The sequence below is a fragment of the Pantoea sp. SGAir0180 genome (assembly GCF_043546245.1).
Window position 1 is genome coordinate 3,301,678 of sequence record NZ_CP028071.1, and the last position, 22,129, is coordinate 3,323,806.

The 22,129-nt window shown below is 53.2% G+C and carries 27 protein-coding genes and 2 tRNA genes; 11 read left to right on the top strand and 18 right to left on the bottom strand.

Annotated elements, in window-relative coordinates; genetic code table 11:
* Positions 1–11 precede the first annotated feature (11 nt).
* From C1N58_RS15545 to rlmE, 7 genes are all read right to left on the bottom strand, one after another.
* Positions 12–88: transfer RNA gene (locus C1N58_RS15545), tRNA-Met, on the bottom strand.
* A 59-nt stretch (positions 89–147) separates the two neighbouring features.
* A tRNA-Leu gene (locus C1N58_RS15550) sits at positions 148–234 on the bottom strand.
* Positions 235–282: 48 nt separating this feature from the next.
* Positions 283–618: a preprotein translocase subunit SecG gene (gene secG / locus C1N58_RS15555; RefSeq protein ID WP_394564316.1), complete on the bottom strand. Its 336-nt coding sequence runs from the start codon at positions 616–618 to the stop codon at positions 283–285.
* 218 nt (positions 619–836) lie between these two features.
* Entirely contained in the window at positions 837–2,171 is a 1,335-nt protein-coding gene (glmM, locus tag C1N58_RS15560) for a phosphoglucosamine mutase (RefSeq protein WP_033739188.1), read from the bottom strand.
* 6 nt (positions 2,172–2,177) lie between these two features.
* Positions 2,178–3,011, bottom strand: coding sequence for a dihydropteroate synthase (folP, locus tag C1N58_RS15565; protein WP_006121758.1), 834 nt, complete (start codon positions 3,009–3,011; stop codon positions 2,178–2,180).
* An 80-nt stretch (positions 3,012–3,091) separates the two neighbouring features.
* Positions 3,092–5,020: an ATP-dependent zinc metalloprotease FtsH gene (gene ftsH / locus C1N58_RS15570; RefSeq protein WP_033739186.1), complete on the bottom strand. Its 1,929-nt coding sequence runs from the start codon at positions 5,018–5,020 to the stop codon at positions 3,092–3,094.
* Positions 5,021–5,133: 113 nt separating this feature from the next.
* A complete protein-coding gene (gene rlmE, locus C1N58_RS15575; protein WP_006121756.1) occupies positions 5,134–5,763 on the bottom strand; it encodes a 23S rRNA (uridine(2552)-2'-O)-methyltransferase RlmE in 630 nt (209 codons plus the stop codon).
* 126 nt (positions 5,764–5,889) lie between these two features.
* On the opposite strand from rlmE, the gene yhbY reads away from it, so the two are divergent.
* Positions 5,890–6,183 (top strand): ribosome assembly RNA-binding protein YhbY, encoded by a 294-nt coding sequence (yhbY, locus tag C1N58_RS15580; RefSeq protein WP_006121755.1) that lies wholly within the window; start codon positions 5,890–5,892, stop codon positions 6,181–6,183.
* Positions 6,184–6,289: 106 nt separating this feature from the next.
* On the opposite strand, the gene greA is transcribed toward yhbY, so the two are convergent.
* Positions 6,290–6,766 (bottom strand): transcription elongation factor GreA, encoded by a 477-nt coding sequence (gene greA / locus C1N58_RS15585; protein ID WP_006121754.1) that lies wholly within the window; start codon positions 6,764–6,766, stop codon positions 6,290–6,292.
* 245 nt (positions 6,767–7,011) lie between these two features.
* On the opposite strand from greA, the gene dacB reads away from it, so the two are divergent.
* Both dacB and C1N58_RS15595 read left to right on the top strand, forming a co-directional pair.
* A complete protein-coding gene (gene dacB / locus C1N58_RS15590) occupies positions 7,012–8,445 on the top strand; it encodes a serine-type D-Ala-D-Ala carboxypeptidase (RefSeq protein WP_033739262.1) in 1,434 nt (477 codons plus the stop codon).
* Between the two features lie 20 nt (positions 8,446–8,465).
* Positions 8,466–8,627: a hypothetical protein gene (locus tag C1N58_RS15595; protein ID WP_205951111.1), complete on the top strand. Its 162-nt coding sequence runs from the start codon at positions 8,466–8,468 to the stop codon at positions 8,625–8,627.
* 262 nt (positions 8,628–8,889) lie between these two features.
* Here C1N58_RS15595 and cgtA read toward each other — a convergent pair whose 3' ends face one another.
* From cgtA to rplU, 3 genes are all read right to left on the bottom strand, one after another.
* Positions 8,890–10,062, bottom strand: a complete 1,173-nt coding sequence (gene cgtA, locus C1N58_RS15600) for an Obg family GTPase CgtA (RefSeq protein ID WP_033739183.1) — start codon at positions 10,060–10,062, stop codon at positions 8,890–8,892.
* 243 nt (positions 10,063–10,305) lie between these two features.
* Positions 10,306–10,563 (bottom strand): 50S ribosomal protein L27, encoded by a 258-nt coding sequence (gene rpmA, locus C1N58_RS15605; RefSeq protein WP_006121751.1) that lies wholly within the window; start codon positions 10,561–10,563, stop codon positions 10,306–10,308.
* A 15-nt stretch (positions 10,564–10,578) separates the two neighbouring features.
* Complete coding sequence (gene rplU, locus C1N58_RS15610) at positions 10,579–10,890, bottom strand: 50S ribosomal protein L21 (RefSeq protein WP_006121750.1); 312 nt, start codon at positions 10,888–10,890, stop codon at positions 10,579–10,581.
* 255 nt (positions 10,891–11,145) lie between these two features.
* Between rplU and ispB the strand changes: the two genes are divergently transcribed.
* On the top strand, positions 11,146–12,117 hold the full coding sequence (gene ispB, locus C1N58_RS15615) for an octaprenyl diphosphate synthase (RefSeq protein ID WP_006121749.1): 972 nt from the start codon (positions 11,146–11,148) through the stop codon (positions 12,115–12,117).
* A gap of 221 nt (positions 12,118–12,338) precedes the next feature.
* Positions 12,339–12,620, top strand: coding sequence for a helix-turn-helix domain-containing protein (locus C1N58_RS15620; protein ID WP_006121748.1), 282 nt, complete (start codon positions 12,339–12,341; stop codon positions 12,618–12,620).
* 73 nt (positions 12,621–12,693) lie between these two features.
* On the opposite strand, the gene murA is transcribed toward C1N58_RS15620, so the two are convergent.
* The 7 genes from murA to mlaF all read right to left on the bottom strand — a co-directional run bounded on the left by murA (position 12,694) and on the right by mlaF (position 17,499).
* The gene (gene murA, locus C1N58_RS15625) at positions 12,694–13,953 is read right to left on the bottom strand and encodes a UDP-N-acetylglucosamine 1-carboxyvinyltransferase (protein WP_006121747.1); all 1,260 of its coding nucleotides are present in this window, start codon (positions 13,951–13,953) and stop codon (positions 12,694–12,696) included.
* Positions 13,954–14,016: 63 nt separating this feature from the next.
* Complete coding sequence (gene ibaG, locus C1N58_RS15630) at positions 14,017–14,274, bottom strand: BolA family iron metabolism protein IbaG (RefSeq protein ID WP_006121746.1); 258 nt, start codon at positions 14,272–14,274, stop codon at positions 14,017–14,019.
* A 122-nt stretch (positions 14,275–14,396) separates the two neighbouring features.
* Positions 14,397–14,693: a lipid asymmetry maintenance protein MlaB gene (gene mlaB, locus C1N58_RS15635; RefSeq protein WP_006121745.1), complete on the bottom strand. Its 297-nt coding sequence runs from the start codon at positions 14,691–14,693 to the stop codon at positions 14,397–14,399.
* Positions 14,693–15,325: a phospholipid-binding protein MlaC gene (gene mlaC, locus C1N58_RS15640; RefSeq protein ID WP_006121744.1), complete on the bottom strand. Its 633-nt coding sequence runs from the start codon at positions 15,323–15,325 to the stop codon at positions 14,693–14,695. The genes mlaB and mlaC overlap by 1 nt, the downstream gene beginning before the upstream one ends.
* A gap of 15 nt (positions 15,326–15,340) precedes the next feature.
* Complete coding sequence (gene mlaD, locus C1N58_RS15645) at positions 15,341–15,892, bottom strand: outer membrane lipid asymmetry maintenance protein MlaD (protein ID WP_006121743.1); 552 nt, start codon at positions 15,890–15,892, stop codon at positions 15,341–15,343.
* Between the two features lie 4 nt (positions 15,893–15,896).
* Positions 15,897–16,679 carry a lipid asymmetry maintenance ABC transporter permease subunit MlaE gene (gene mlaE, locus C1N58_RS15650; RefSeq protein WP_006121742.1) on the bottom strand — a complete coding sequence of 261 codons (783 nt, stop codon included), beginning with the start codon at positions 16,677–16,679 and terminating at the stop codon, positions 15,897–15,899.
* A 4-nt stretch (positions 16,680–16,683) separates the two neighbouring features.
* Complete coding sequence (gene mlaF / locus C1N58_RS15655) at positions 16,684–17,499, bottom strand: phospholipid ABC transporter ATP-binding protein MlaF (protein ID WP_006121741.1); 816 nt, start codon at positions 17,497–17,499, stop codon at positions 16,684–16,686.
* A 212-nt stretch (positions 17,500–17,711) separates the two neighbouring features.
* Here mlaF and C1N58_RS15660 point away from each other — a divergent pair, with 212 nt between their 5' ends.
* From C1N58_RS15660 to lptB, 6 genes are read left to right on the top strand one after another with little or no spacing between them, the layout of a single operon-like run.
* Positions 17,712–18,692: a calcium/sodium antiporter gene (locus C1N58_RS15660; protein WP_006121740.1), complete on the top strand. Its 981-nt coding sequence runs from the start codon at positions 17,712–17,714 to the stop codon at positions 18,690–18,692.
* A 16-nt stretch (positions 18,693–18,708) separates the two neighbouring features.
* A complete protein-coding gene (kdsD, locus tag C1N58_RS15665; protein WP_006121739.1) occupies positions 18,709–19,695 on the top strand; it encodes an arabinose-5-phosphate isomerase KdsD in 987 nt (328 codons plus the stop codon).
* A 13-nt stretch (positions 19,696–19,708) separates the two neighbouring features.
* On the top strand, positions 19,709–20,275 hold the full coding sequence (gene kdsC, locus C1N58_RS15670) for a 3-deoxy-manno-octulosonate-8-phosphatase KdsC (protein WP_039338895.1): 567 nt from the start codon (positions 19,709–19,711) through the stop codon (positions 20,273–20,275).
* Positions 20,272–20,853, top strand: coding sequence for an LPS export ABC transporter periplasmic protein LptC (lptC, locus tag C1N58_RS15675; protein WP_006121737.1), 582 nt, complete (start codon positions 20,272–20,274; stop codon positions 20,851–20,853). The genes kdsC and lptC overlap by 4 nt, the downstream gene beginning before the upstream one ends.
* Entirely contained in the window at positions 20,822–21,376 is a 555-nt protein-coding gene (lptA, locus tag C1N58_RS15680; RefSeq protein ID WP_033739170.1) for a lipopolysaccharide ABC transporter substrate-binding protein LptA, read from the top strand. The genes lptC and lptA overlap by 32 nt, the downstream gene beginning before the upstream one ends.
* A 5-nt stretch (positions 21,377–21,381) precedes the next feature.
* Positions 21,382–22,107 (top strand): LPS export ABC transporter ATP-binding protein, encoded by a 726-nt coding sequence (lptB, locus tag C1N58_RS15685; protein ID WP_006121735.1) that lies wholly within the window; start codon positions 21,382–21,384, stop codon positions 22,105–22,107.
* Positions 22,108–22,129: the final 22 nt, after the last annotated feature.

A 22,129-nucleotide genomic window follows, 5' to 3' on the forward strand; every position in this document is an offset into this window, starting at 1 on the left:
CTAAGGGAAAGTGGTTGCGGGGGCCGGATTTGAACCGACGACCTTCGGGTTATGAGCCCGACGAGCTACCAGGCTGCTCCACCCCGCGTCCGAAAACGTGGCGAATGTTACGCCGATCATGCATAAAATGCAAGTCTAACTAAGATTTGGTACCGAGGACGGGACTTGAACCCGTAAGCCCTTTCGAGCACTACCACCTCAAGGTAGCGTGTCTACCAATTTCACCACCTCGGTACTGCACTGACTGCGACGCTGAACTGCCGCTTATGACGCTTAACGCTATTAATGCGGGATATCGTTGCCCGGCGTAGCCGGTTTAGCTGGCTGAGTCTGCTGTTGAGACTGAGCTGGCGCAGTGAGGCTATCCCACTCACTTCCTTTGGCTGTTTTATTACTGTTCAGGTTACCCAGAATCAAGCTAATGACGAAAAACAGCGTAGCCAGTACGGCGGTCATACGAGTCATGAAATTACCTGACCCGGTTGAACCGAACAGCGTACCTGACGCGCCTGCACCGAATGATGCACCCATATCAGCGCCTTTTCCTTGCTGCAGCATGATAAGACCTACCAAGCCAATTGCTACAATAAGGAAAACAACCAACAGAGCTTCGTACATAATCAACCTGTTTCCTTGCGCGTAATCCGCACAGTTAAAGCTTCAACCAATTTGACGGGGAGTTTCTTCATCACCCATCAGAAGCGGGTGTGAATACTAACCAATGGCGCATACCTCTGCAAGTGCAATTTACATGCGGCACGCTGATTGCAGAAAAAAGCGCCAGTGCGATGATTTTGCAGGCAGGTTCACTGCGATGTCCCCGCCTGCCAGCTGCCTCAGACGGCTTTAACCGCATCGGCAATTCGATTCGCCAGCGCCGTCACCTGGGTTTCATCCTCACCCTCTACCATTACGCGGATTAGCGGTTCCGTGCCCGATTTACGCAGCAGCACGCGTCCTTTTCCGGCCAGGGCTTTTTCCACGTCCTCGGCTACCGCTTTAACGGCATCGCTTTCCAGCGGATCGTGCTCGCCGGCGAAGCGGACATTTACCAGCACCTGAGGCAGCATTTTCATGCCGGTGCAGAGATCATGCAGGCTCATATGGTTACGAACCATAGCTGTAAGTACTTGCAAACTTGCAACGATACCGTCACCCGTAGCGATCTTATCCAGCAGGATCACATGACCGGAGTTTTCCGCTCCCAGGCGCCAGCCTTTTTCCTGCATTTTTTCCAGTACATAGCGGTCGCCCACTTTTGCACGAACAAACGGAATACCCAGCTGTTTCAGCGCCAGCTCCAGCCCCATGTTGCTCATCAGCGTGCCGACCACACCACCGCGCAACTGTCCCTGACGCAGACCTTCGCGGGCGATGATATACAGAATCTGGTCCCCATCCACTTTCTTGCCAAGGTGGTCGACCATCATGATGCGATCGCCGTCACCGTCATAGGCCAGACCGATGTCCGCTTTTTCAGCCAGTACGCGTTCCTGCAGCATCCTGAGATCGGTCGCGCCGCATGCTTTATTAATGTTCATGCCATCAGGCTGGACGCCAACTGCAATCACCGTCGCACCGAGTTCACGCAGGACATTAGGCGCAATGTGATAAGTGGCACCGTTTGCACAGTCGACGACAATTTTCAGGCCACTGAGGCTGAGTTCGCTGGGGAACGTACCTTTACAAAATTCAATGTAACGCCCGGCCGCGTCAACAATACGGCTGGCACGCCCCAACTGGGCGGATTCCACGCAGGTAAGCGGTTTTTCCATTTCCAGTTCGATCGCCTCTTCCACGTCATCGGGCAGTTTCGTCCCTTCGGCGGAGAAAAACTTAATGCCGTTATCATCAAACGGATTGTGCGACGCGGAAATCACGATGCCGGCTTCGGCACGGAACGTGCGGGTCAGATAGGCAATAGCGGGCGTGGGCATTGGGCCGGTAAACGCCGCAGACAACCCTGCGGCTGCGAGACCGGCTTCCAGCGCGGATTCCAGCATATAGCCTGAAATGCGCGTGTCTTTACCAATGATAATTTTTTTGGAGCCGTGACGGGCCAGCACTTTACCCGCCGCCCAGCCGAGCTTTAATACAAAGTCAGGGGTAATCGGTGACTCACCGACTTTGCCGCGAATCCCATCAGTACCGAAATATTTACGTTCGCTCATGCTCTGTCATCCTTTCGCTCTTTGTGTCGCTTCAACCACCCGCATCGCTTCGACGGTTTCTTTTACATCGTGGGCGCGAATAATGTGCGCGCCCTGCATGGCGGCAATAACCGCACAGGCCAGGCTGCCCGTCAGGCGCTGGGAAGGCCCCACATTCAGCAGTTGTCCAATCATTGATTTGCGTGACATGCCAACCAGCAGCGGCAGCGCAAAACGGTGAAATTTACTGAGGTGGGCCAGCAGTTCATAATTGTGGCTGAGATTCTTACCGAAACCGAAGCCCGGGTCGAGTAACAGATTCTCTTTTTTTATGCCTGCGGCTTCGCAGCGGGCCAGTTGTTCAACGAAGTAAGTGTCCACTTCGCTTACAATATCCTTATAGGCTGGTGCCTGCTGCATCGTACGCGGTTCGCCCTGCATATGCATCAGACAAACCGGTAAGCCCGTTGCCGCTGCCGCTGCCAACGCGCCAGGCTCAGACAGCGAGCGCACATCATTGATAATGTGAGCCCCTGCGCTGGCGGCTTCACGAATCACGTCGGCTTTGGACGTATCGACTGATATCCATACCTCAAAGCGTTGAGCGATAGCTTCGACCACCGGAATCACCCGTTCAAGCTCCTCCTCAACGCTCACTTCATCAGCGCCCGGACGCGTGGACTCGCCCCCCACGTCAATGATTGTTGCGCCAGCGTTCACCATCTCGTTAGTGTGCGTTAACGCATCGACCAGCGCATTGTGTTTACCACCATCGGAAAAAGAGTCCGGCGTGACGTTGAGAATGCCCATCACATGTGGAAATGACAAATCGAGATGGGAATCACGGGCGAACAGTTTCATGGTGAAAAACTCCTTGTGGCTCAATGTATAGATGTAAAAAACCCCGGACCAGCCGGGGTTTTATTAAAAGACCTGACGTCTTATTTGTCGAACTGTTCTGACATGGTATTGCCTGGATTCGGCGTACGCGGTTCATCGACCGGACGCGGGGCCTTTGGCGTACCGTTACTGTCTGAATTGCTGCTGCCCGGATCTTCCCAGCCTGCTGGCGGACGCACTTCACGGCGTGCCATCAGGTCGTCAATCTGCGGTGCATCAATGGTTTCATACTTCATCAGCGCATCTTTCATCGCGTGAAGAATGTCCATGTTTTCGCCCAGAATCTGGCGAGCGCGCTGATAGTTCGTATCGATCAGGTGTTTAACTTCCTGGTCGATAATACGGGCAGTTTCATCTGACATATGCTTGGCTTTTGCCACTGAACGGCCCAGGAACACTTCACCGTCTTCTTCAGCATACAGCAGCGGGCCCAGTTTCTCAGAGAAGCCCCACTGGGTAACCATGTTACGGGCCAGGTTGGTCGCCACTTTGATATCGTTAGAGGCACCGGTAGAGACATGTTCTGCACCGTAGATGATCTCTTCCGCCAGACGACCGCCGTACAGGGTCGAAATCTGACTTTCCAGCTTCTGACGGCTTGCGCTAATCGCATCGCCTTCAGGCAGGAAGAAGGTCACACCTAATGCACGACCGCGCGGAATAATGGTCACTTTGTGCACCGGATCGTGTTCCGGTACCAGACGACCAATAATCGCGTGGCCGGCCTCATGGTAAGCCGTAGACTCTTTCTGTGCTTCGGTCATCACCATGGAACGGCGCTCTGCACCCATCATGATTTTGTCTTTGGCTTTTTCAAATTCCACCATCGACACAACGCGTTTATTGCTGCGTGCAGCAAACAGCGCCGCTTCGTTCACCAGGTTCGCCAGATCGGCACCGGAGAAGCCTGGCGTACCGCGCGCAATGATGGCCGCATCAATGTCGGTTGCCAGGGGTACACGACGCATATGCACTTTCAGAATCTGCTCACGACCACGTACGTCTGGCAAGCCCACGACAACCTGACGGTCAAAGCGGCCAGGGCGCAGCAGCGCAGGGTCAAGTACGTCTGGACGGTTGGTCGCGGCAATCACGATGATGCCTTCGTTACCTTCAAAGCCATCCATTTCAACCAGCATCTGGTTCAGGGTTTGTTCACGCTCATCGTGCCCTCCCCCTAAACCGGCACCACGCTGGCGACCAACGGCATCGATCTCATCGATGAAGATAATGCACGGTGCCGCTTTCTTAGCCTGTTCAAACATGTCACGGACGCGAGACGCACCCACACCGACGAACATTTCAACAAAGTCAGAACCTGAAATGGTAAAGAACGGTACTTTCGCTTCACCGGCAATGGCTTTCGCCAGCAGGGTTTTACCGGTACCCGGCGGGCCGACCATCAGAACGCCTTTCGGGATTTTACCCCCCAGCTTCTGGAAACGGCTCGGTTCACGCAGGTATTCGACCAGCTCACCGACTTCCTCTTTCGCTTCGTCACAGCCTGCTACGTCAGCAAAAGTGGTTTTAATCTGATCTTCCGTTAGCATGCGGGCTTTGCTCTTACCAAAGGACATTGCGCCTTTGCCGCCACCGCCCTGCATTTGCCGCATGAAGAAAATCCACACACCAATCAGCAGTAACATTGGGAACCAGGAAATGAAGATCGACGCCAGCAGGCTTGGCTCTTCAGGCGGCTCACCAACCACTTTAACGTTCTTGGTCAACAGGTTATCGAGTAACTTGGGATCATTGACAGGAATGTAGGTGGTGTATTTATTACTGTCTTTTTTGGTTACGTTAATTTCACGCCCGTTAATACGTGCCTCGCGGACCTGATCCTGGTTCACTTCCGACAGGAAGGTTGAATAATCAACCCTACGGCCATTTGACTCGCTGGGCCCAAAGCTCTGGAAGACTGACATCAGTACAACCGCGATGACTAGCCAGAGAATCAGGTTTTTCGCCATGTCACTCAAGGGATTAACCTCATATTACAACGGTGTTAACAGATAGCGTAGGGTACTATAGATCCTTCGTACATGGAATCGCAGCGGGAAGGCTGGATGATCCACCACGTTGGCTACAGCTTGCGCCCAGTCGCCACAATATAAACTTCACGTGAACGTGAACGTGAAGCGTCAGGCTTACGTATTTTCACTTTCGTGAACAGGGATCGAATTTCCCGCAGGTATTCATCAAAGCCATCCCCCTGGAACACTTTCACTACAAAACTCCCGCCGGGAGCCAAAATGTCACGACACATCTCTAACGCCAGCTCAACCAAATACATCGACCGGGGAATATCTACGGCAGGTGTACCACTCATATTCGGTGCCATATCAGACATGACGACCTGGACTTTCTGATCGCCCACACGCTCAAGCAACGCGTTAATCACCGATTCTTCACGAAAATCGCCTTGAAGAAAATCGACACCAACAATAGGATCCATAGGCAGGATATCACATGCAATGACACGCCCTTTGGACCCAATTTGCTGTACCACATATTGCGACCAGCCACCGGGTGCAGCACCCAGATCTACCACGGTCATACCGGGTTTGAAAAGCTTGTCACCCTGTTGTATTTCATCAAGTTTAAACCAGGCGCGCGAACGCAACCCTTTTTTCTGTGCCTGGAGCACGTATTTATCGCTAAAGTGTTCCTGTAGCCAGCGGCTGGAGCTGGCTGAACGCTTTTTACCGGTCATAAAATTTCCAACTAAATCGTCATCGTAGCGATAAATCTGCACGCAGTAGGTTGCGTCGATTTGGCGATATACCCGAGATGGCGGTAGAATGAACCGTTTTCAATCCCCGAGTAAGTAAATAATACGATGAATCTAAGTACCAAACAAAAACAGCACCTGAAAAGCCTCGCCCATCCGCTCAAGCCAGTCGTCATGCTCGGAGGCAATGGCCTGACCGAAGGTGTGCTGGCAGAGATCGAACACGCGCTGGGACACCACGAGTTAATCAAGGTGAAAGTCGCCTCTGAAGATCGTGAGACCCGTCAGCTGATCGTCGACGCTATCGTACGTGAAACTGGCGCCGTCAACGTTCAGTTGATAGGTAAAACGCTGGTGCTGTATCGCCCCGCTAAAGAGAGCAAGATTTCTCTGCCACGTTAAGTGGGCAAAGAAAGTGCCATGCTCTTACATGGGATAAAAGGCCGCAGCGCGGCCTTTTTCCTTTCTTTACATTGTACTGCAACCCGTTACAAAAGGTTGCCACCTGTCAGATGTATTCCACCTTCAGGATTTCGTACTCCACATCGCCGCCCGGCGTTTTAATAATCGCCACGTCATCGGCTTCTTTCCCCACCAGGCCACGCGCCATTGGCGAGTTAACAGAAATCAGATTTTGCTTAAAGTCTGCTTCGTCATCACCTACGATGCGGTACGTAAACTCTTCATCCGTATCCACATTCAGGACCGTCACCGTCGCGCCAAAAATGACGCGGCCGGTTTTAGGCATTTGGGTGACGTCGATAACCTGCGCATTAGAGAGTTTGGCCTCAATCTCCTGAATGCGTCCCTCACAGAACCCCTGTTCTTCACGCGCAGCGTGGTATTCGGCATTCTCTTTCAAATCGCCGTGCTCGCGGGCCTCCGCGATGGAGGCAATAATGCGCGGGCGTTTCACCGTTTTCAGCTCATGCAGCTCTTCGCGCAGCCTTTCAGCGCCTCTTAACGTCATCGGAATCTGGTTCATTTTAGCTCCTCGTCATCAATCCTGTTTCACGGTGCATCCTGACCGGTGACTGCAGAAAAAAGCGTTCTGCGGCGCCATGCCTCATTTTGCAAATAAAAGAAGACTGACCCGGAAATGTTCCAGGCCAGAAAAGGTTTTGCAATTTGATACGTATTTTACCCCAGAGTTCCCTGCGGGTCATCGTTTACTTTGCACCGTCCAGGGACGTAGTATTGTCGCCTTCACCTGTCAGTTGCCGCGAGATTATGCGATTTTCACGACTTGTTACCGGATTAACCTGTGCGTTTATGCTGCAGGCACAAGCAGCACCCGTTGATGAATACATGCAGTATCTGCCAGATGGTGCCAACCTGGCTTTACTGGTGCAAAAAGTGGGCGCAACTACGCCGATCATTGATTACCACGGGAAACAGATGGCGCTTCCCGCCAGTACCATGAAAGTCATCACCGCGCTGGCGGCATTACTGGAACTGGGCGGTGATTATCGTTTTCAAACGACCTTTGAGACCAAAGGTGCGCTGATCGATGGCACACTGAATGGCGATCTTGTTGCCCGTTTCGCTGGCGATCCCACATTGGGCCGCCAGGATCTGCGTAATATGGTCGCAGCCTTAAAAAAACAAGGCATCACACATATCAAAGGCAATCTGGTCATTGATACCTCGGTGTTTGCCAGCCATGATGCGGCGCCGGGTTGGCCGTGGAACGATATGACGCAGTGCTTTAGCGCACCGCCCGCTGCGGCTATCGTCGATAAAAACTGTTTCTCCGTGTCGCTCTACAGTGCGGATAAGCCCGGCGAAAACGCCTTCGTGCGCATCGCCTCTTATTATCCGGCGCACATGCTGAGCCAGGTGCGCACCATTGGGCGCAACAGTGGCGAGGGTCAGTATTGCGAACTGGATGTGGTGCCAGGTGAGCTGAACCGCTATACCCTGACCGGCTGTCTGCGTCAGCGTAGCGATCCCCTTCCGCTGGCCTTTGCCGTTCAGGATGGTGCCGCCTGGGCCGGCGAGATTCTGAAATCTGAACTGCGTTCCGCCGGTATTGATTACAGCGGACATCTGCTGCGCCAGACACAGGTCACTGAGCCGGGCACCGTGCTGGCCTCAACCCAGTCTGCGCCGCTGCATACGCTGCTGCATATGATGCTGAAGAAGTCCGACAATATGATCGCCGACACGGTGTTCCGCACCATTGGCCATCATTACTTTAATGTGCCGGGCACCTTCCGCGCCGGGTCAGACGCGGTGCGCCGTATCCTGCGTGAAAAAGCGAATATCGATTTGGGTAACAGTATTCAGGTTGATGGTTCCGGCTTGTCGCGCCACGATCTCATCTCTCCTGCCACCATGATGCAGGTGCTGCAGTACATTGCGCAAAATGACAGCAAGCTGGATTATATTTCCATGCTGCCCCTGGCGGGTCATGACGGCACGCTGCAATATCGCGGCGGCCTGCATGAAGCCGGTCTGGATGGCAAAGTCTCTGCCAAAACGGGTTCACTGCAGGGCGTTTACAACCTTGCCGGTTTTATCACCACGTCCAGCGGGGCGCGCGTCGCGTTTGTGCAGTTCCTGTCCGGCTATGCGGTACCGCCGGAAGATCAGCGCACGCGCCGTATTCCACTGGTGCGGTTCGAAAGTCGGCTCTATCGCGATATCAACAAGAACTACTAACTGATGTCGATAAAAGCGCAGTGGGATTAACGCTGCTGCGCTTTTTTATTGCCCTGACAGGCGTTCGCCCTTCCCCTTTCCCTCACTGTTTTATTCTTACTGCCATCGCGTTAGTGACGTTCCTCGGGCTGACGCCACGAGCCATTAAACACGCCGTGAGCCGCGATACGTTAGCCACGTAAGCGAACCTCAGGCTTTTATGCGAAGGAGGGAAAGCATGGTGAAATGTAGGCTGTATGAAGAAACTGGCAGGCATATGCCAGGGCTGCGCGGGTGAACCCAGCGCCTGCCCGCTGGATTTCGGCGTATACGTCGAAGCGGGTAGCAGGCGGTTTGTCCCCTGCCTGCGGCATTTGAGTTATCAACGGCAAGGCGTGATAGCGGGCAAAGACAGGCCGGAAAGAAAACTGCCCCCATTCCGGCAGAAGGGGGCAGCAAAGTGTGTTAACGCTGATAAATGATTTCGACGCCTTCGTCGTCATCTTCATCCCAGTCGTCATCCCACTCTTCATCGTCTTCAACAGCCGCGTTCTCGAGGGCTTCTTTGTGGTAGTCGTCCCACATGAATTCCACTTTCTCAGGCTGTTTTTCTTCAACGTCCGCTTCTTTCGGATTGGCGTTGATAAAGCTCATCACATCCCAGCACAGGTCGGTCACGCCCTGACGGCTGGCCGCCGAAATAAGGTAGTACTTCTCTTCCCAGCCCAGCGCCTCAGCAATGGCTTTTGCGCGCGCCTGTGCTTCTTCTTCATCAATCAGATCGACTTTGTTAAACACCAGCCAGCGCGGCTTGTTGAATAACTTATCGCTGTATTTTTCCAGCTCACCCAGAATAATACGGGCGTTCTCAACCGGATCGCTCTCGTCAATCGGGGCGATGTCAATCAGGTGCAACAGAACACGGCAGCGTTCCAGATGTTTCAGGAAGCGAATCCCCAGACCGGCGCCTTCTGCAGCACCTTCAATCAGCCCCGGAATATCGGCGACGACGAAGCTCTGCTCGCTGTCCATACGTACAACGCCCAGGCTGGGTACCAGGGTGGTAAAAGGATAATCAGCCACTTTCGGCTTGGCAGCGGAAACCGCACGGATAAAGGTGGATTTACCGGCATTCGGTAAGCCCAGCATGCCCACGTCAGCCAGCAGCATCAGCTCCAGTTGCAGGTCACGTTTCTCGCCTGCGGTGCCCATGGTTTTCTGCCGTGGGGTACGGTTGACCGAGGATTTAAAACGGGTGTTACCCAGACCGTGCCAGCCGCCTTTTGCCACCATCAGCGTCTGCTGGTGACGCGTCATATCGCCCAGTGTCTCGCCCGTTCCCTGGTCAATAACGCGGGTTCCGACGGGGACTTTAATCGTAATATCTTTGCCGCGTTTACCCGTACAGTCGCGACTCTGACCATTCTGACCACGCTCAGCGCGGAAAGATTTTTCGAAACGATAATCGATCAGGGTGTTAAGGTTTTCGTCAGCGACTAAATATACGTCACCGCCGTCACCACCATCACCGCCGTCCGGGCCGCCTTTTGGGATATATTTTTCACGGCGGAAACTGACACAGCCATTACCGCCATCACCTGCGACGACCAAAATTGTCGCTTCATCAACAAACTTCATTTTCTTTCTCCGTCACACAATCGTCTGCAACAGGCTGCAAACGGGTCCGCCAGGGTCGTTCTGCGCTGACCAGCGGCGGATAAATCAAAACTGGCTCTCGCCAGCATGTACATAAAGTGTACAACACGCAGCCAGGCTATGTCGCCTGTCTGGCGACAGGTCGCAGAATGTAAAAAGCCCCACAAGAGTTGCGGGGCCTTCAATTCGTGCGTTCAGACGGTAACCGTCTGCGTCACGACAACCTTACTCAGCAACGATGCTGATGTATTTACGGTTGTTCGGACCTTTAACTTCGAATTTTACTTTGCCGTCTGCGGTAGCAAACAGAGTGTGGTCACGACCACAACCTACGTTGTTACCGGCGTGGAATTTGGTACCACGCTGACGAACGATGATGCTACCTGCCAGAACAGATTCACCACCGAAACGTTTTACACCCAGACGTTTTGCATTGGAGTCACGACCATTTCGAGTCGAACCACCAGCCTTTTTATGTGCCATTTGTCAGATCTCCTCTTACGCCGTGATACCAGTGATTTTCACATCAGTGAACCACTGGCGATGGCCAGCTTGCTTACGGTAGTGCTTACGACGACGAAACTTAACGATTTTAACTTTCTCGCCACGACCATGAGCAACAACTTCTGCCTTGATCACACCGCCTGAAACCAGTGGCGCGCCGATTTTCACGTCTTCGCCATTTGCAATCATCAGAACCTGGTCAAACTCGATGGTTTCACCGGTTGCGATGTCCAGCTTTTCCAGGCGAACGGTCTGACCTTCGCTTACTCGGTGTTGTTTACCACCACTTTGGAAAACCGCGTACATATAAAACTCCGCTTCTGCGCTTGCCTTTTAGTTCATCAGGCGGCGCGCTAAATATTCACAATAGGGCGCGAATTCTACGCAAAACTCAAACAGAAGACAAGAGCACTTTGCACACTCTTGCAGAAAAAAAACACAGGCTCAATGCAAACGTTTCTCAACCTGAAAATTCAAGTACAATCAGTAACAGATTACTGAACGCTGGCTGGGTAAAACCGCTTACCATGGCAGAGAAACGAGTCATAGCTGAAAAGACGAATGAACTTAGAACAGATTAACGAATTAACCGCACAGGACATGGCTGCCGTTAACCAGACCATACTCGACCAGCTGAATTCAGATGTCTCGCTCATCAACCAGCTGGGTTATTACATCATCAGTGGCGGCGGTAAACGCATCCGGCCCATGATTGCCGTGCTGTCTGCTCGCGCCATGGGTTACCAGGGCGATTTACACGTGACCAACGCGGCGCTAATCGAATTTATCCACACCGCCACGCTGTTGCATGACGATGTCGTGGATGAATCCGATATGCGCCGTGGAAAAGCCACCGCGAACGCCGCATTTGGTAACGCGGCCAGCGTACTGGTCGGTGATTTTATTTATACCCGCGCTTTCCAGATGATGACCAGCATGGGCTCGTTGCGCATTCTGGCGCTGATGTCCGAGGCGGTGAACGTGATCGCCGAAGGAGAAGTGCTCCAGCTGATGAACGTCAACGATCCCGACATCACCGAAGAGAGCTATATGCGGGTGATATACAGCAAAACCGCGCGCTTATTTGAAGCCGCCTCTCAGGCCTCGGCGATTCTGGCGGAAGCGACGCCAGCGCAGGAAAAAGCGCTGCAGGATTACGGACGTTATTTGGGAACGGCTTTCCAGTTAATCGATGATTTACTGGACTACAGTGCCGATGGTGAAACCCTGGGCAAAAATACCGGTGACGATCTCAGCGAAGGTAAACCCACGCTGCCTCTGCTTCATGCTATGAACAACGGATCGCCTGAACAGGCTAAAATGATCCGTGAGGCGATTGAACAGGGGAACGGCCGCCATTTACTGGCTCCCGTTCTGGAAGCAATGAACCAGTGCGGCTCTCTGGAATGGACGCGCAAGCGTGCTGAGCAGGAAGCGGATAAGGCCATCGCGGCATTACAAATCCTGCCTGAAACCCCATGGCGCACAGCGCTGGAATCTCTGGCTCACATGTCGGTTCAACGCGATTTCTAATCGCTGACGGGGCCTGACGGCCTCGTCTTCTTTCTTTCCCCCGCCGCTGTTGCAGTCATTACCATCCTTTTGCGTCAGGCCGCGCAGTTCTGTCTGCTTACGGAAATATTACTGGAACCTTATGGAAACTTTCTGATATAAACCACCATAAGTTTCCAGATGTATTTTAAAGCACGTCAGAATCCCCCCGCGCGCTTCGCACTGACAAGGAGAAAACAGTAATGCAAAAAAGGACAGAGGACTGGCATCCTGCCGATATTATTGCCGCACTGCGCAAACGTGGTACAACGCTGGCGGCATTGTCCCGCCAGGCAGGATTAAGCTCATCAACACTGGCTAACGCCCTTTCACGGCCATGGCCAAAAGGGGAATGGCTGATTGCTGATGCGATCAATGTCCACCCATCAGAGATATGGCCAAGCCGCTATTACGATCCTGAAACGAACAGCCTACTGGATCGAAAAAAACGTGTGCGATCGTCCGATCAGACGACCAAAAACTAACATCGGGTTAGTGCCAGACGAAAAAAAACCAGCCCGTATGCCAGGCTGGTTTTTTACAGGCCTGTCCGAAACACTATTCGCCGCTGACGCGCTCGATGTTTGCGCCCATCGCTTTTAGCTTATCTTCGATATGCTCATAACCCCGATCGATGTGGTAAATGCGATCGACCAGCGTTGTGCCTTCCGCAATACACCCTGCCAGCACCAGGCTTGCCGATGCACGGAGATCCGTCGCCATCACCTGCGCGCCCGACAAGGTTTCCACACCGTGACAGATTGCGGTATTGCTCTCAATTTCTGCGTGAGCACCCATACGAATCAGTTCAGGGATGTGCATAAAACGGTTTTCAAAAATGGTTTCGGTGATTAGCCCCGTGCCTTCCGCGACCAAATTCAGCAGGGTGAACTGCGCCTGCATATCGGTCGGGAAACCCGGATGAGGAGCGGTACGCACGTTGACCGCTTTAGGGCGCTTACCGTGCATATCCAGGCTGATCCAGTCTTCACCGGTTTCAATGTCTGCACCGGCATCACGCAGTTTCGCCAGCACTGCGTCCAGGGTGTCAGGCTGCGCATTGCGGCACAGCACTTTCCCCCCCGAAATAGCAGCCGCCACCAGGAAGGTGCCGGTCTCAATACGGTCTGGCAGGACGCGATAAACCCCACCGCCCAGACGCTCAACGCCTTCAATGGTGATTTTATCCGTGCCTGCGCCCGAAATTTTTGCACCCAGCGTATTAAGGAAATTGGCGGTATCCACGATTTCAGGTTCACGCGCCGCGTTCTCAATCACCGTGGTCCCGGTTGCCAGCGTCGCGGCACTCATAATAGTCACCGTCGCGCCTACGCTGACTTTATCCATCACGATCAGCGCCCCTTTCAGGCGACCGTTAACTGAGGCTTTTACATAGCCTTCTTCCAGCTTAATCTCGGCACCCAACTGCTCAAGACCCGAGATATGCAGGTCTACCGGGCGCGCACCGATGGCGCAACCACCAGGCAGTGAGACTTCGCCCTGACCGAAACGGGCCACTAACGGACCAAGCGCCCAAATAGAGGCACGCATGGTTTTCACAAGGTCATAGGGTGCACAAAAAACGTCTACGCCGCTGGCATCGACGTGAACGGAACCGTTGCGCTCAACCTTCGCACCTAACTGGGTTAACAGCTTCATAGTGGTGTCGATGTCACGCAGCTTCGGCACATTCGTAATCTCAACCGGCTCTTCGGCCAGTAAAGCTGCAAACAGAATTGGCAGTGCGGCGTTCTTCGCCCCGGAAATGGTGACTTCACCACTTAAACGGGTGGGGCCTTGCACACGAAATTTATCCATTAACACGGTTCTCAATTAACTGGCTATTAAACGGTCGCGCAGGTGGCGCAGCCCTTGCGGGGATCAGAAACCGTTCAGTTTACGGTCACGCGCCCACTCTGCAGGCGTGTAGGTTTTGATGGATACCGCATGAATGCGGTTATCCGCAATGAATTCCATCAGCGGCGCATAAACAGCCTGCTGTTTCTTAACGCGGCTTAACTCACCAAACAGTTCGCCCACGGCGATCACCTGGAAATGGCTGCCATCGTTGCTCATGACATGAACTTCTTCTAAAGGCAGTGCTGCCATCAGCACAGCCTGAATTTCACTGTTTTCCATCGCTCTTAACTTCACTTAATAATAATAAGGCTGACATAGTAGAGGAAAGTGCCTGATTCTTAAATACGCAAAAGCCCCTGTCGGCGACCGGGGCTAAGGCTGAGAAGGCGAATACAGGCGCTTTAATCCGCAGAAACAATAATTTGTTGCAGGTTGTAAAGGGTGATCAACGACTGCAGTTTGTCACCGATACCAACAAACTGCAGCGCGCCGCCCTGCTGCGAGACGATTTCCCGCAGGTGGACCAACAGCGCCAGGCCTGAGGTATCCACCCGTTCCAGAGCTGAAACGTCGATCAGCGTCGCCCCGCTAATCAACGTTTCACGCTGCTCCCAGAGATCCAGCAGCGTGTCACGATCCAGCTCACCTTCCAGCCGTAGCGTGTTCGCCTCGCGGCTCCAGTGCAGTGAGGGCTGCATTATTTGTTTTGATCCAGTGTGATTGGCTGTTTCGCTGACGCTTCAAGTTGCGCAGTCAGTGCATCAATCCCTTTCGTACGTAACAGATCGCCCCACTCATTTTGTTTCGTGGTGATCATGCTGACCCCTTCTGCGATCATATCGAACGCCTGCCAGTTACCGGTCTGGCTGTTTTTACGCCACTGGAAATCCAGGCGCACTGGCGGACGGCCCTGAGGATCGATGATCGTCACACGGATGGCGACAATATTGGCGTTGCCCAGCGGTTTCGCAGGTTCAATCTGGTAAGTCTGACCGTGATAAAGCGCTAACGCCTGGCCATAGGCCTGAGCCAGATAATCACCAAAAGCCTTAAAATAGGCTTCGCGCTGTGCCGGTGTGGCTTCCCGATAGAAACGGCCCAGGACTAACGCCCCCGCATATTTAATCTGCACATAAGGCAGCAGCTCCTGGCGGACGATATCACGCAGGTAGTTGGGATCCTGCTTGATTTTCGCCTGCTCGCTTTTCAGGCGGGTAAAAGTTTTGTTAGCCGCTTCATTCATCAACGTATAAGGATTGCTTTGATCGGCTGCTGTCGCCGCCAATGGCGCGATCGCCAGCATGGCAATCATCAGAAAACGTTTAAACATCATGTTATCCCTCTGTTAAGGTTGAGCGGCTGCGGGAGCGGCAGTATCGCCACCCTGCGCATCCTTACTGTCACCGGTTTGCTTGTTACCTTTGTTGTCGCCGCTTTTATACAGGAACTGGCCTATCAGGTCCTCCAGTACCATCGCCGACTTGGTATCACGTATCGTGCCACCATCGTTTAACATCGCCGAGCCCAGCTCAGGATCGTCAAAGCCAACGTTTAACGACAGAAACTGCTCGCCCAGCAAGCCCTGAGTACGGATGGCCAGCGAACTGGTGTCCGGAATCTGGTTGGCATACTTGTCGCTGATATCCATCGTGACGCGTGGCAGTAATGTTTTCGGTTCAAGTGAAATATCTGTCACCCGACCAATCACGACACCACCAATTTTAACAGGCGAACTGACTTTCAGGCCGCCGATATTATCGAAGGTGGCATACAGCTTCCAGGTGGGTTCTGTCCCCAGCGATTTAAGATCCGCCACGCGCAGGCAAAGGAACAGCACCGCTAACAGTGCCATGATCATAAAAACGCCAACCCAAATTTCGCTTTTTTTGCTTTGCATCGCATCAATTCCCAAACATCAGTGCTGTCAGCACAAAATCTAAACCGAGGACCGCCAGTGATGCATGCACCACGGTGCGCGTCGTGGCGCGACTAATACCTTCAGAGGTCGGAATCGCATCGTAACCATTAAACAGCGCGATCCAGGTAACCGTGACGGCAAAAACGGCGCTTTTAATAATGCAGTTAACCACATCGCTACGAAAATCGACGGCATTTTGCATCGCCGACCAGAAGAAGCCAGGGTCAATACCTTTCCAGCTCACGCCCACCAGCGCGCCGCCGGTAATCCCTACGGCGGTGAAGATGAGTGCCAGCAGCGGCATGCTGATAAAGCCTGCCCAAAAACGTGGTGAGACAACACGGCGCAGAGGATCGACCGCCATCATCTCCATGCTGGACAGCTGTTCCGTGGCCTTCATCAGCCCAATCTCAGCCGTTAACGCCGACCCTGCCCGACCTGCAAACAGCAGGGCTGTGACAACCGGCCCCAGTTCACGTAGCAATGACAGTGCCACCAACATGCCCAGGCTGGTTTCTGCACCATAGGTGTTTAATACCAGATAGCCCTGCAACCCCAGCACCATGCCGATAAATAACCCGGAGACCACAATGATCACCAAAGACAGGACGCCAATGCTGTAGAGTTGTTTGACTAACAGCGGGAAGTGTTTGCGAAACGCGGGTTTACCGACCAGCGCATGAAAAAGCATCAATCCGGCACGCCCAAAGCTGGCGCAGGTTCCAATCCCCCGACGTCCTAATGACGCCAGTGCTTTTAACAACATCAGCTTAGCTTCTCCCTGACCCGGTTAAATCGGCCAAATAATCGCCCGCCGGAAAACGAAACGGTACGGGCCCGTCCGCAATGCCGTCGATAAACTGGCGCACGCGTGGGTCATTGTTGGCACGCAAATCGGGCGTGGTCCCGTGCGCGATAATTTTTTGTCCCGCCACGATATAAGCATAATCGGCAATACTTAACACTTCAGGCACGTCATGCGACACCACAATGCATGTCAGTCCCAGTGCATGGTTAAGCTCATCAATCAGTTTAACCAGTACGCCCATCGTAATAGGATCCTGACCTACAAACGGCTCATCGAACATAATTAACTCAGGCTCCAGAGCAATAGCCCGAGCCAGGGCCACCCTGCGCGCCATTCCGCCCGAAAGCTCCGCAGGTTTCAACTGCGCGGCACCCCGTAACCCCACGGCTTCCAGCTTCATCATGACTGTGCTGTGCAGAAGCGCCGCCGGCAACCGTGTGTGTTCACGAAGCGGCCAGGCCACATTTTCGTAGACGGTTAAATCGGTAAAAAGTGCACCGGACTGAAACAGCATGCTCATCTTTTTACGCGCTTCATACAATCGGGTGCGCGACAATGTCGGAATGTTCTCGTCCCGGAACCAGATCTCGCCGCTGTCAGGCTGAAGTTGCCCGCCAATCAAGCGCAGCAGCGTTGTTTTCCCGATCCCTGACGGCCCCATGATCGCCGTCACTTTGCCTTTGGGTACCGTAAGGGAAATATCGTCGAAAATTTTGCGATCGCCACGTGAGAAACTCACGCCACGAACCTCAACCAGGTTCGTTTTTTGTTGGATCATTATCACCTCTATTACGGATCGGGCGTAAACATAGGGTACGATGGTAGCCTGTTAAGGTTAAACGCACGATAGCTTTACAGAAACTTAATGCAAAGATTTGGCGAAAACGGTCATAAAATTTACTTTTGTCGCTCGGACGGTCAAAATCAGCGCCTGTTTTGTCACATCGAACCTGAAGGCAAGCCAACAGGGGTTTTAAGCAAGGATTTTTCATGTTCGTCGCAACCGCACTGCTGATTATCGGACTGCTTTTACTGGCTTATGGTGCCGATCGTCTGGTGTTTAGTGCTGCAATACTTTGCCGATCGTTCGGGATCCCGCCGTTAATCATCGGCATGACCGTCGTCAGTATCGGTACCTCGCTTCCGGAGATCATCCTTTCCTTCTCCGCTGCGCAGTATGGCCAAATGGATCTGGCGGTGGGCACCGCGCTTGGTTCGAACATCACCAATATACTTTTGATTCTCGGCGGCGCGGCGCTGTTGCATCCGCTCAGCATCCATTCCAACTTAATTCGCCGTGAACTGCCGCTGATGGTGCTGGTCTCATTACTGAGCGGTATTACGCTGTTTGATAACTATCTTAGTCGACTGGACGGTATCGCCCTGATTGCCATCGCCGCGATTTATCTGATTGTGACTATTCGCATCGCGCGTAAAGCAGAAAATGACAATAACGATACGCTGACGCGTGAACAACTGGCTGAGCTGCCACGCGAAGAGACGGGTAACACCGTGGCCTTTCTCTGGCTGGCTGTCGCCCTGATTATCCTGCCCATGTCGACACACATGGTGATTGATAATGCGACGGTCTTTGCCGACTACTTTGGCGTGAGTGAACTGGTTATGGGGCTGACGCTTATCGCCGTCGGCACCAGTCTGCCGGAGCTGGCCACGGTCATCGCCGGTGCGTTGAAAGGCGAAGATGATATTGCGATTGGCAACTTGATTGGGGCCAATATTTATAACCTCGCTATCGTGTTGGGCCTGCCGGCACTGATTCACCCCGGCAGCGTCGATTATCACGCTTTTGCACGCGATTACTGGATAATGCTTGGCGTAAGCGTACTGTTCGCCATGCTTTGTCTGTTGCGCCACCGCCGCATTGGCCGTACGGCGGGGACGCTTTTACTCTGTGGTTTCTTCGTCTGGGTAACGTTGCTGTGGCTACAGCCAGCGTTTATGGGCGGCTAAAAAGGACAGATTTGCCATGTCACATCAGCAACCAACGGTAGAGTTTGATTTTCAGCGAGCCGGTAAAACGGTTCTGCGCATTGAGCGCGAAGGCCTTGAGCAGCTTGACCAGTATATCAACGAGGCTTTTTCCGACGCCTGCGCCATGATTTATGCCTGTAAGGGCAAAGTGGTGGTTATGGGCATGGGCAAGTCAGGTCATATTGGTAAAAAAATGGCGGCGACCTTTGCCAGCACCGGCACGCCGGCTTTCTTTGTGCATCCAGCGGAAGCCAGCCACGGCGACCTGGGAATGGTGGGTAAAGACGACGTGGTACTTGCCATTTCCAATAGCGGCGAATCCAGCGAGATTCTGGCGCTGATTCCGGTGGTGAAACGCCAGCAGATTAAACTGATCTGCCTGACCAGTCGACCTGAAAGCGCCATGGCTCGGGCCGCCGATATTCATCTTTGCGTCAAGGTGCCGCAGGAAGCCTGTCCAATGGGCCTTGCCCCTACAACCAGTACCACCGCAGCTTTGGTGATGGGCGATGCACTGGCGGTCTCCCTGCTGGAGGCACGCGGCTTCACGCCTGAAGATTTCGCGCTGTCGCATCCGGGCGGTGCGCTGGGCCGTAAACTGCTGCTGCACGTGAGCGATATCATGCACAGCGGTGATGAGTTACCGCACGTCACGCGGGATGCATCATTGCGGGATGCGTTGCTGGAGATAACCCGTAAAAATCTGGGCCTGACCGTGATTGTTGACGATTTGATGAAGATTGAAGGCGTTTTTACCGATGGTGACCTGCGCCGCATCTTTGACATGGGCATCGATTTTCAAAAAGCGACCATTGCAGAAGTCATGACGCGTGGCGGCATCCGCGTACGTCCGAACGTGCTGGCCGTCGATGCGCTGAATTTAATGCAAACCAAAAACATTACCTCCCTGCTGGTAGCCGATGACGACCATCTGCTGGGTGTGGTACATATGCATGACATGCTGCGCGCAGGCGTAGTGTAAACAGGAAGACACAATGCAGTCTGAGATTGCCGCTATAGAAACATGTTACGGCCCGGTCAGTGCCGACATTATGGCCCGTGCCGGGCACATTCGCCTGCTGATTTGCGATGTGGACGGCGTGATGTCTGATGGCCTGATCTACATGGGTAACAGTGGAGAAGAACTGAAAACCTTTAATGTGCGCGACGGTTACGGCATTCGTTGCCTGCTGACCTCGGACATTGAAGTGGCTATTATTACCGGCCGCACGGCCCGGTTACTGGAAGACCGCTGCAAAACGCTGGGGATTCGCCATCTTTATCAGGGGCAATCAGATAAGCTTTTGGCCTATCGCGAACTTCTGGATACACTGTCGCTCTCTGACGAGCAGGTGGCTTATATTGGTGACGATCTGATCGACTGGCCAGTTATGGCAAAAGTAGGGCTCAGCGTAGCGGTGGCCGATGCGCACCCGCTGCTGTTAGCACGAGCGCGTTACGTCACACGTATCGCCGGTGGGCGCGGCGCAGTGCGTGAACTGTGCGATCTCATTTTGATGGCGCAAAATAAATTTGAGGATGCCAAAGGGCAATCAGTATGAGTAAAAGCAGGCGTTGGATAACGTTGGGGCTGGCCTTGATTGCGCTGGTGCTCATTGGCTGGAATTTCACTAACCGGGACAGCGACGATGGCGCACCGGTAATGAATAATGATCAAACGCCAACCTACACCAGTGCCAATTCGCATACCGTAGTTTACAACCCTCAGGGTGGCCTGGCTTATAAGCTGATCTCGGACAAAGTTACGTATTTCGAAAATACGGGAACCAGCTGGTTTGATAATCCGGTCATGACAACCTACGACGAGAATAAAATGCCGACCTGGACGGTACGTTCAGATAAAGCAAAGCTCACTAAAGATCGTATGCTGTATTTATATGGTCATGTTGAGCTGAATGCGCTGGCGCCAGATTCTGAACTGGAGCGCATCAAAACGGATAACGCTCAGGTCAATCTTGTCACTCAGGACGTCGCCTCGGACGATCAGGTGACGTTATATGGCCGCAGTTTTAACTCTACCGGCATGAAAATGCGTGGAAATTTACGGACAAAGCAAGCCGAGTTACTCGAAAAGGTCAAAACCTCTTATGAAATTCAAAATGAACAAAAACAGCATTAAGTTTTTACTGGCCAGCCTGCTGCTTGCAGCCAGCCTGCCGGCGCTGGCGCTGACCGGTGACTCGGACAAACCCGTTAATATCGACTCTGAAAATCAGTCGCTGGACCTGCAAGGCAACGTCGCGACCTTTACCGGTAATGTGGTCGTAACTCAGGGGTCGATCAAGATTACGGCAGATAAAGTCGTGGTGACCCGTCCGGGCGGCGACAGCAAAAAAACTATCGTTGATGCCTACGGCAATCCGGCGACCTTCTATCAGATGCAGGACAACGGTAAACCGGTACAGGGACACGCGTCCAAACTGCATTACGAGCTTGCTAATGACTTTGTTGAGCTGACGGGCAATGCGTACATTGAGCAGTTGGACAGCAATATTAAAGGCGACCGCATTACTTACCTGGTCAAAGAGCAAAAAATGCAGGCTTACAGCCAGGGCCAGAGCAAGCGCGTGACCACAGTTCTGGTGCCGTCGCAGTTGCAGGACAAGCCCGCGTCAACCAATAGCGAAAAAAAGAGTAACTGATCACTATGGCCACATTAATCGCAGAGAACCTGGCGAAGGCGTACAAAGGCCGTCGCGTGGTTGAAGACGTCAGTCTGCAGGTAAAATCCGGTGAAATCGTCGGCCTGCTCGGCCCAAACGGTGCCGGTAAAACCACCACCTTCTATATGGTGGTCGGGATTGTTCCGCGCGATGCGGGCCGCATTGTCATCGACGATGAAGACATCAGTATTCTGCCGCTCCACGCGCGTGCGCGTCGCGGTATCGGCTACCTGCCCCAGGAAGCGTCAATCTTCCGGCGTCTGAGCGTTTACGACAACCTGATGGCCGTGCTGCAAATTCGTGATGATTTAACCGAAGAACAGCGACAGGATCGGGCGAATGAGCTCATGGATGAGTTCCATATTGCACATCTGCGCGACAATATGGGACAGTCACTGTCGGGCGGTGAACGTCGCCGTGTGGAAATTGCCCGTGCGCTGGCCGCAAATCCCAAATTCATTCTGCTGGATGAGCCTTTTGCCGGTGTTGACCCGATTTCCGTTATTGATATCAAAAAGATTATTGAACATCTGCGCGACAGTGGGCTTGGCGTGTTAATCACTGACCACAACGTGCGTGAAACGCTGGCGGTCTGTGAACGGGCCTATATTGTCAGCCAGGGCAACCTGATTGCTCACGGTACGCCGAATGAAGTCCTTGCAGATGAGCAGGTTAAACGTGTTTATTTGGGTGAAGAGTTCAGACTCTGATAAGGTGTCGTTAATACTGATG

Bases quoted from the DNA above. Each gene is read 5' to 3' on its own strand.
- secG (WP_394564316.1), bottom strand. From the start codon at position 618: ATGTACGAAGCTCTGTTGGTTGTTTTCCTTATTGTAGCAATTGGCTTG.
- glmM (WP_033739188.1), bottom strand. From the start codon at position 2,171: ATGAGCGAACGTAAATATTTCGGTACTGATGGGATTCGCGGCAAAGTC.
- folP (WP_006121758.1), bottom strand. From the start codon at position 3,011: ATGAAACTGTTCGCCCGTGATTCCCATCTCGATTTGTCATTTCCACAT.
- ftsH (WP_033739186.1), bottom strand. From the start codon at position 5,020: ATGGCGAAAAACCTGATTCTCTGGCTAGTCATCGCGGTTGTACTGATG.
- rlmE (WP_006121756.1), bottom strand. From the start codon at position 5,763: ATGACCGGTAAAAAGCGTTCAGCCAGCTCCAGCCGCTGGCTACAGGAA.
- yhbY (WP_006121755.1), top strand. From the start codon at position 5,890: ATGAATCTAAGTACCAAACAAAAACAGCACCTGAAAAGCCTCGCCCAT.
- greA (WP_006121754.1), bottom strand. From the start codon at position 6,766: ATGAACCAGATTCCGATGACGTTAAGAGGCGCTGAAAGGCTGCGCGAA.
- dacB (WP_033739262.1), top strand. From the start codon at position 7,012: ATGCGATTTTCACGACTTGTTACCGGATTAACCTGTGCGTTTATGCTG.
- cgtA (WP_033739183.1), bottom strand. From the start codon at position 10,062: ATGAAGTTTGTTGATGAAGCGACAATTTTGGTCGTCGCAGGTGATGGC.
- rpmA (WP_006121751.1), bottom strand. From the start codon at position 10,563: ATGGCACATAAAAAGGCTGGTGGTTCGACTCGAAATGGTCGTGACTCC.
- rplU (WP_006121750.1), bottom strand. From the start codon at position 10,890: ATGTACGCGGTTTTCCAAAGTGGTGGTAAACAACACCGAGTAAGCGAA.
- ispB (WP_006121749.1), top strand. From the start codon at position 11,146: ATGAACTTAGAACAGATTAACGAATTAACCGCACAGGACATGGCTGCC.
- C1N58_RS15620 (WP_006121748.1), top strand. From the start codon at position 12,339: ATGCAAAAAAGGACAGAGGACTGGCATCCTGCCGATATTATTGCCGCA.
- murA (WP_006121747.1), bottom strand. From the start codon at position 13,953: ATGGATAAATTTCGTGTGCAAGGCCCCACCCGTTTAAGTGGTGAAGTC.
- ibaG (WP_006121746.1), bottom strand. From the start codon at position 14,274: ATGGAAAACAGTGAAATTCAGGCTGTGCTGATGGCAGCACTGCCTTTA.
- mlaB (WP_006121745.1), bottom strand. From the start codon at position 14,693: ATGCAGCCCTCACTGCACTGGAGCCGCGAGGCGAACACGCTACGGCTG.
- mlaC (WP_006121744.1), bottom strand. From the start codon at position 15,325: ATGTTTAAACGTTTTCTGATGATTGCCATGCTGGCGATCGCGCCATTG.
- mlaD (WP_006121743.1), bottom strand. From the start codon at position 15,892: ATGCAAAGCAAAAAAAGCGAAATTTGGGTTGGCGTTTTTATGATCATG.
- mlaE (WP_006121742.1), bottom strand. From the start codon at position 16,679: ATGTTGTTAAAAGCACTGGCGTCATTAGGACGTCGGGGGATTGGAACC.
- mlaF (WP_006121741.1), bottom strand. From the start codon at position 17,499: ATGATCCAACAAAAAACGAACCTGGTTGAGGTTCGTGGCGTGAGTTTC.
- C1N58_RS15660 (WP_006121740.1), top strand. From the start codon at position 17,712: ATGTTCGTCGCAACCGCACTGCTGATTATCGGACTGCTTTTACTGGCT.
- kdsD (WP_006121739.1), top strand. From the start codon at position 18,709: ATGTCACATCAGCAACCAACGGTAGAGTTTGATTTTCAGCGAGCCGGT.
- kdsC (WP_039338895.1), top strand. From the start codon at position 19,709: ATGCAGTCTGAGATTGCCGCTATAGAAACATGTTACGGCCCGGTCAGT.
- lptC (WP_006121737.1), top strand. From the start codon at position 20,272: ATGAGTAAAAGCAGGCGTTGGATAACGTTGGGGCTGGCCTTGATTGCG.
- lptA (WP_033739170.1), top strand. From the start codon at position 20,822: ATGAAATTCAAAATGAACAAAAACAGCATTAAGTTTTTACTGGCCAGC.
- lptB (WP_006121735.1), top strand. From the start codon at position 21,382: ATGGCCACATTAATCGCAGAGAACCTGGCGAAGGCGTACAAAGGCCGT.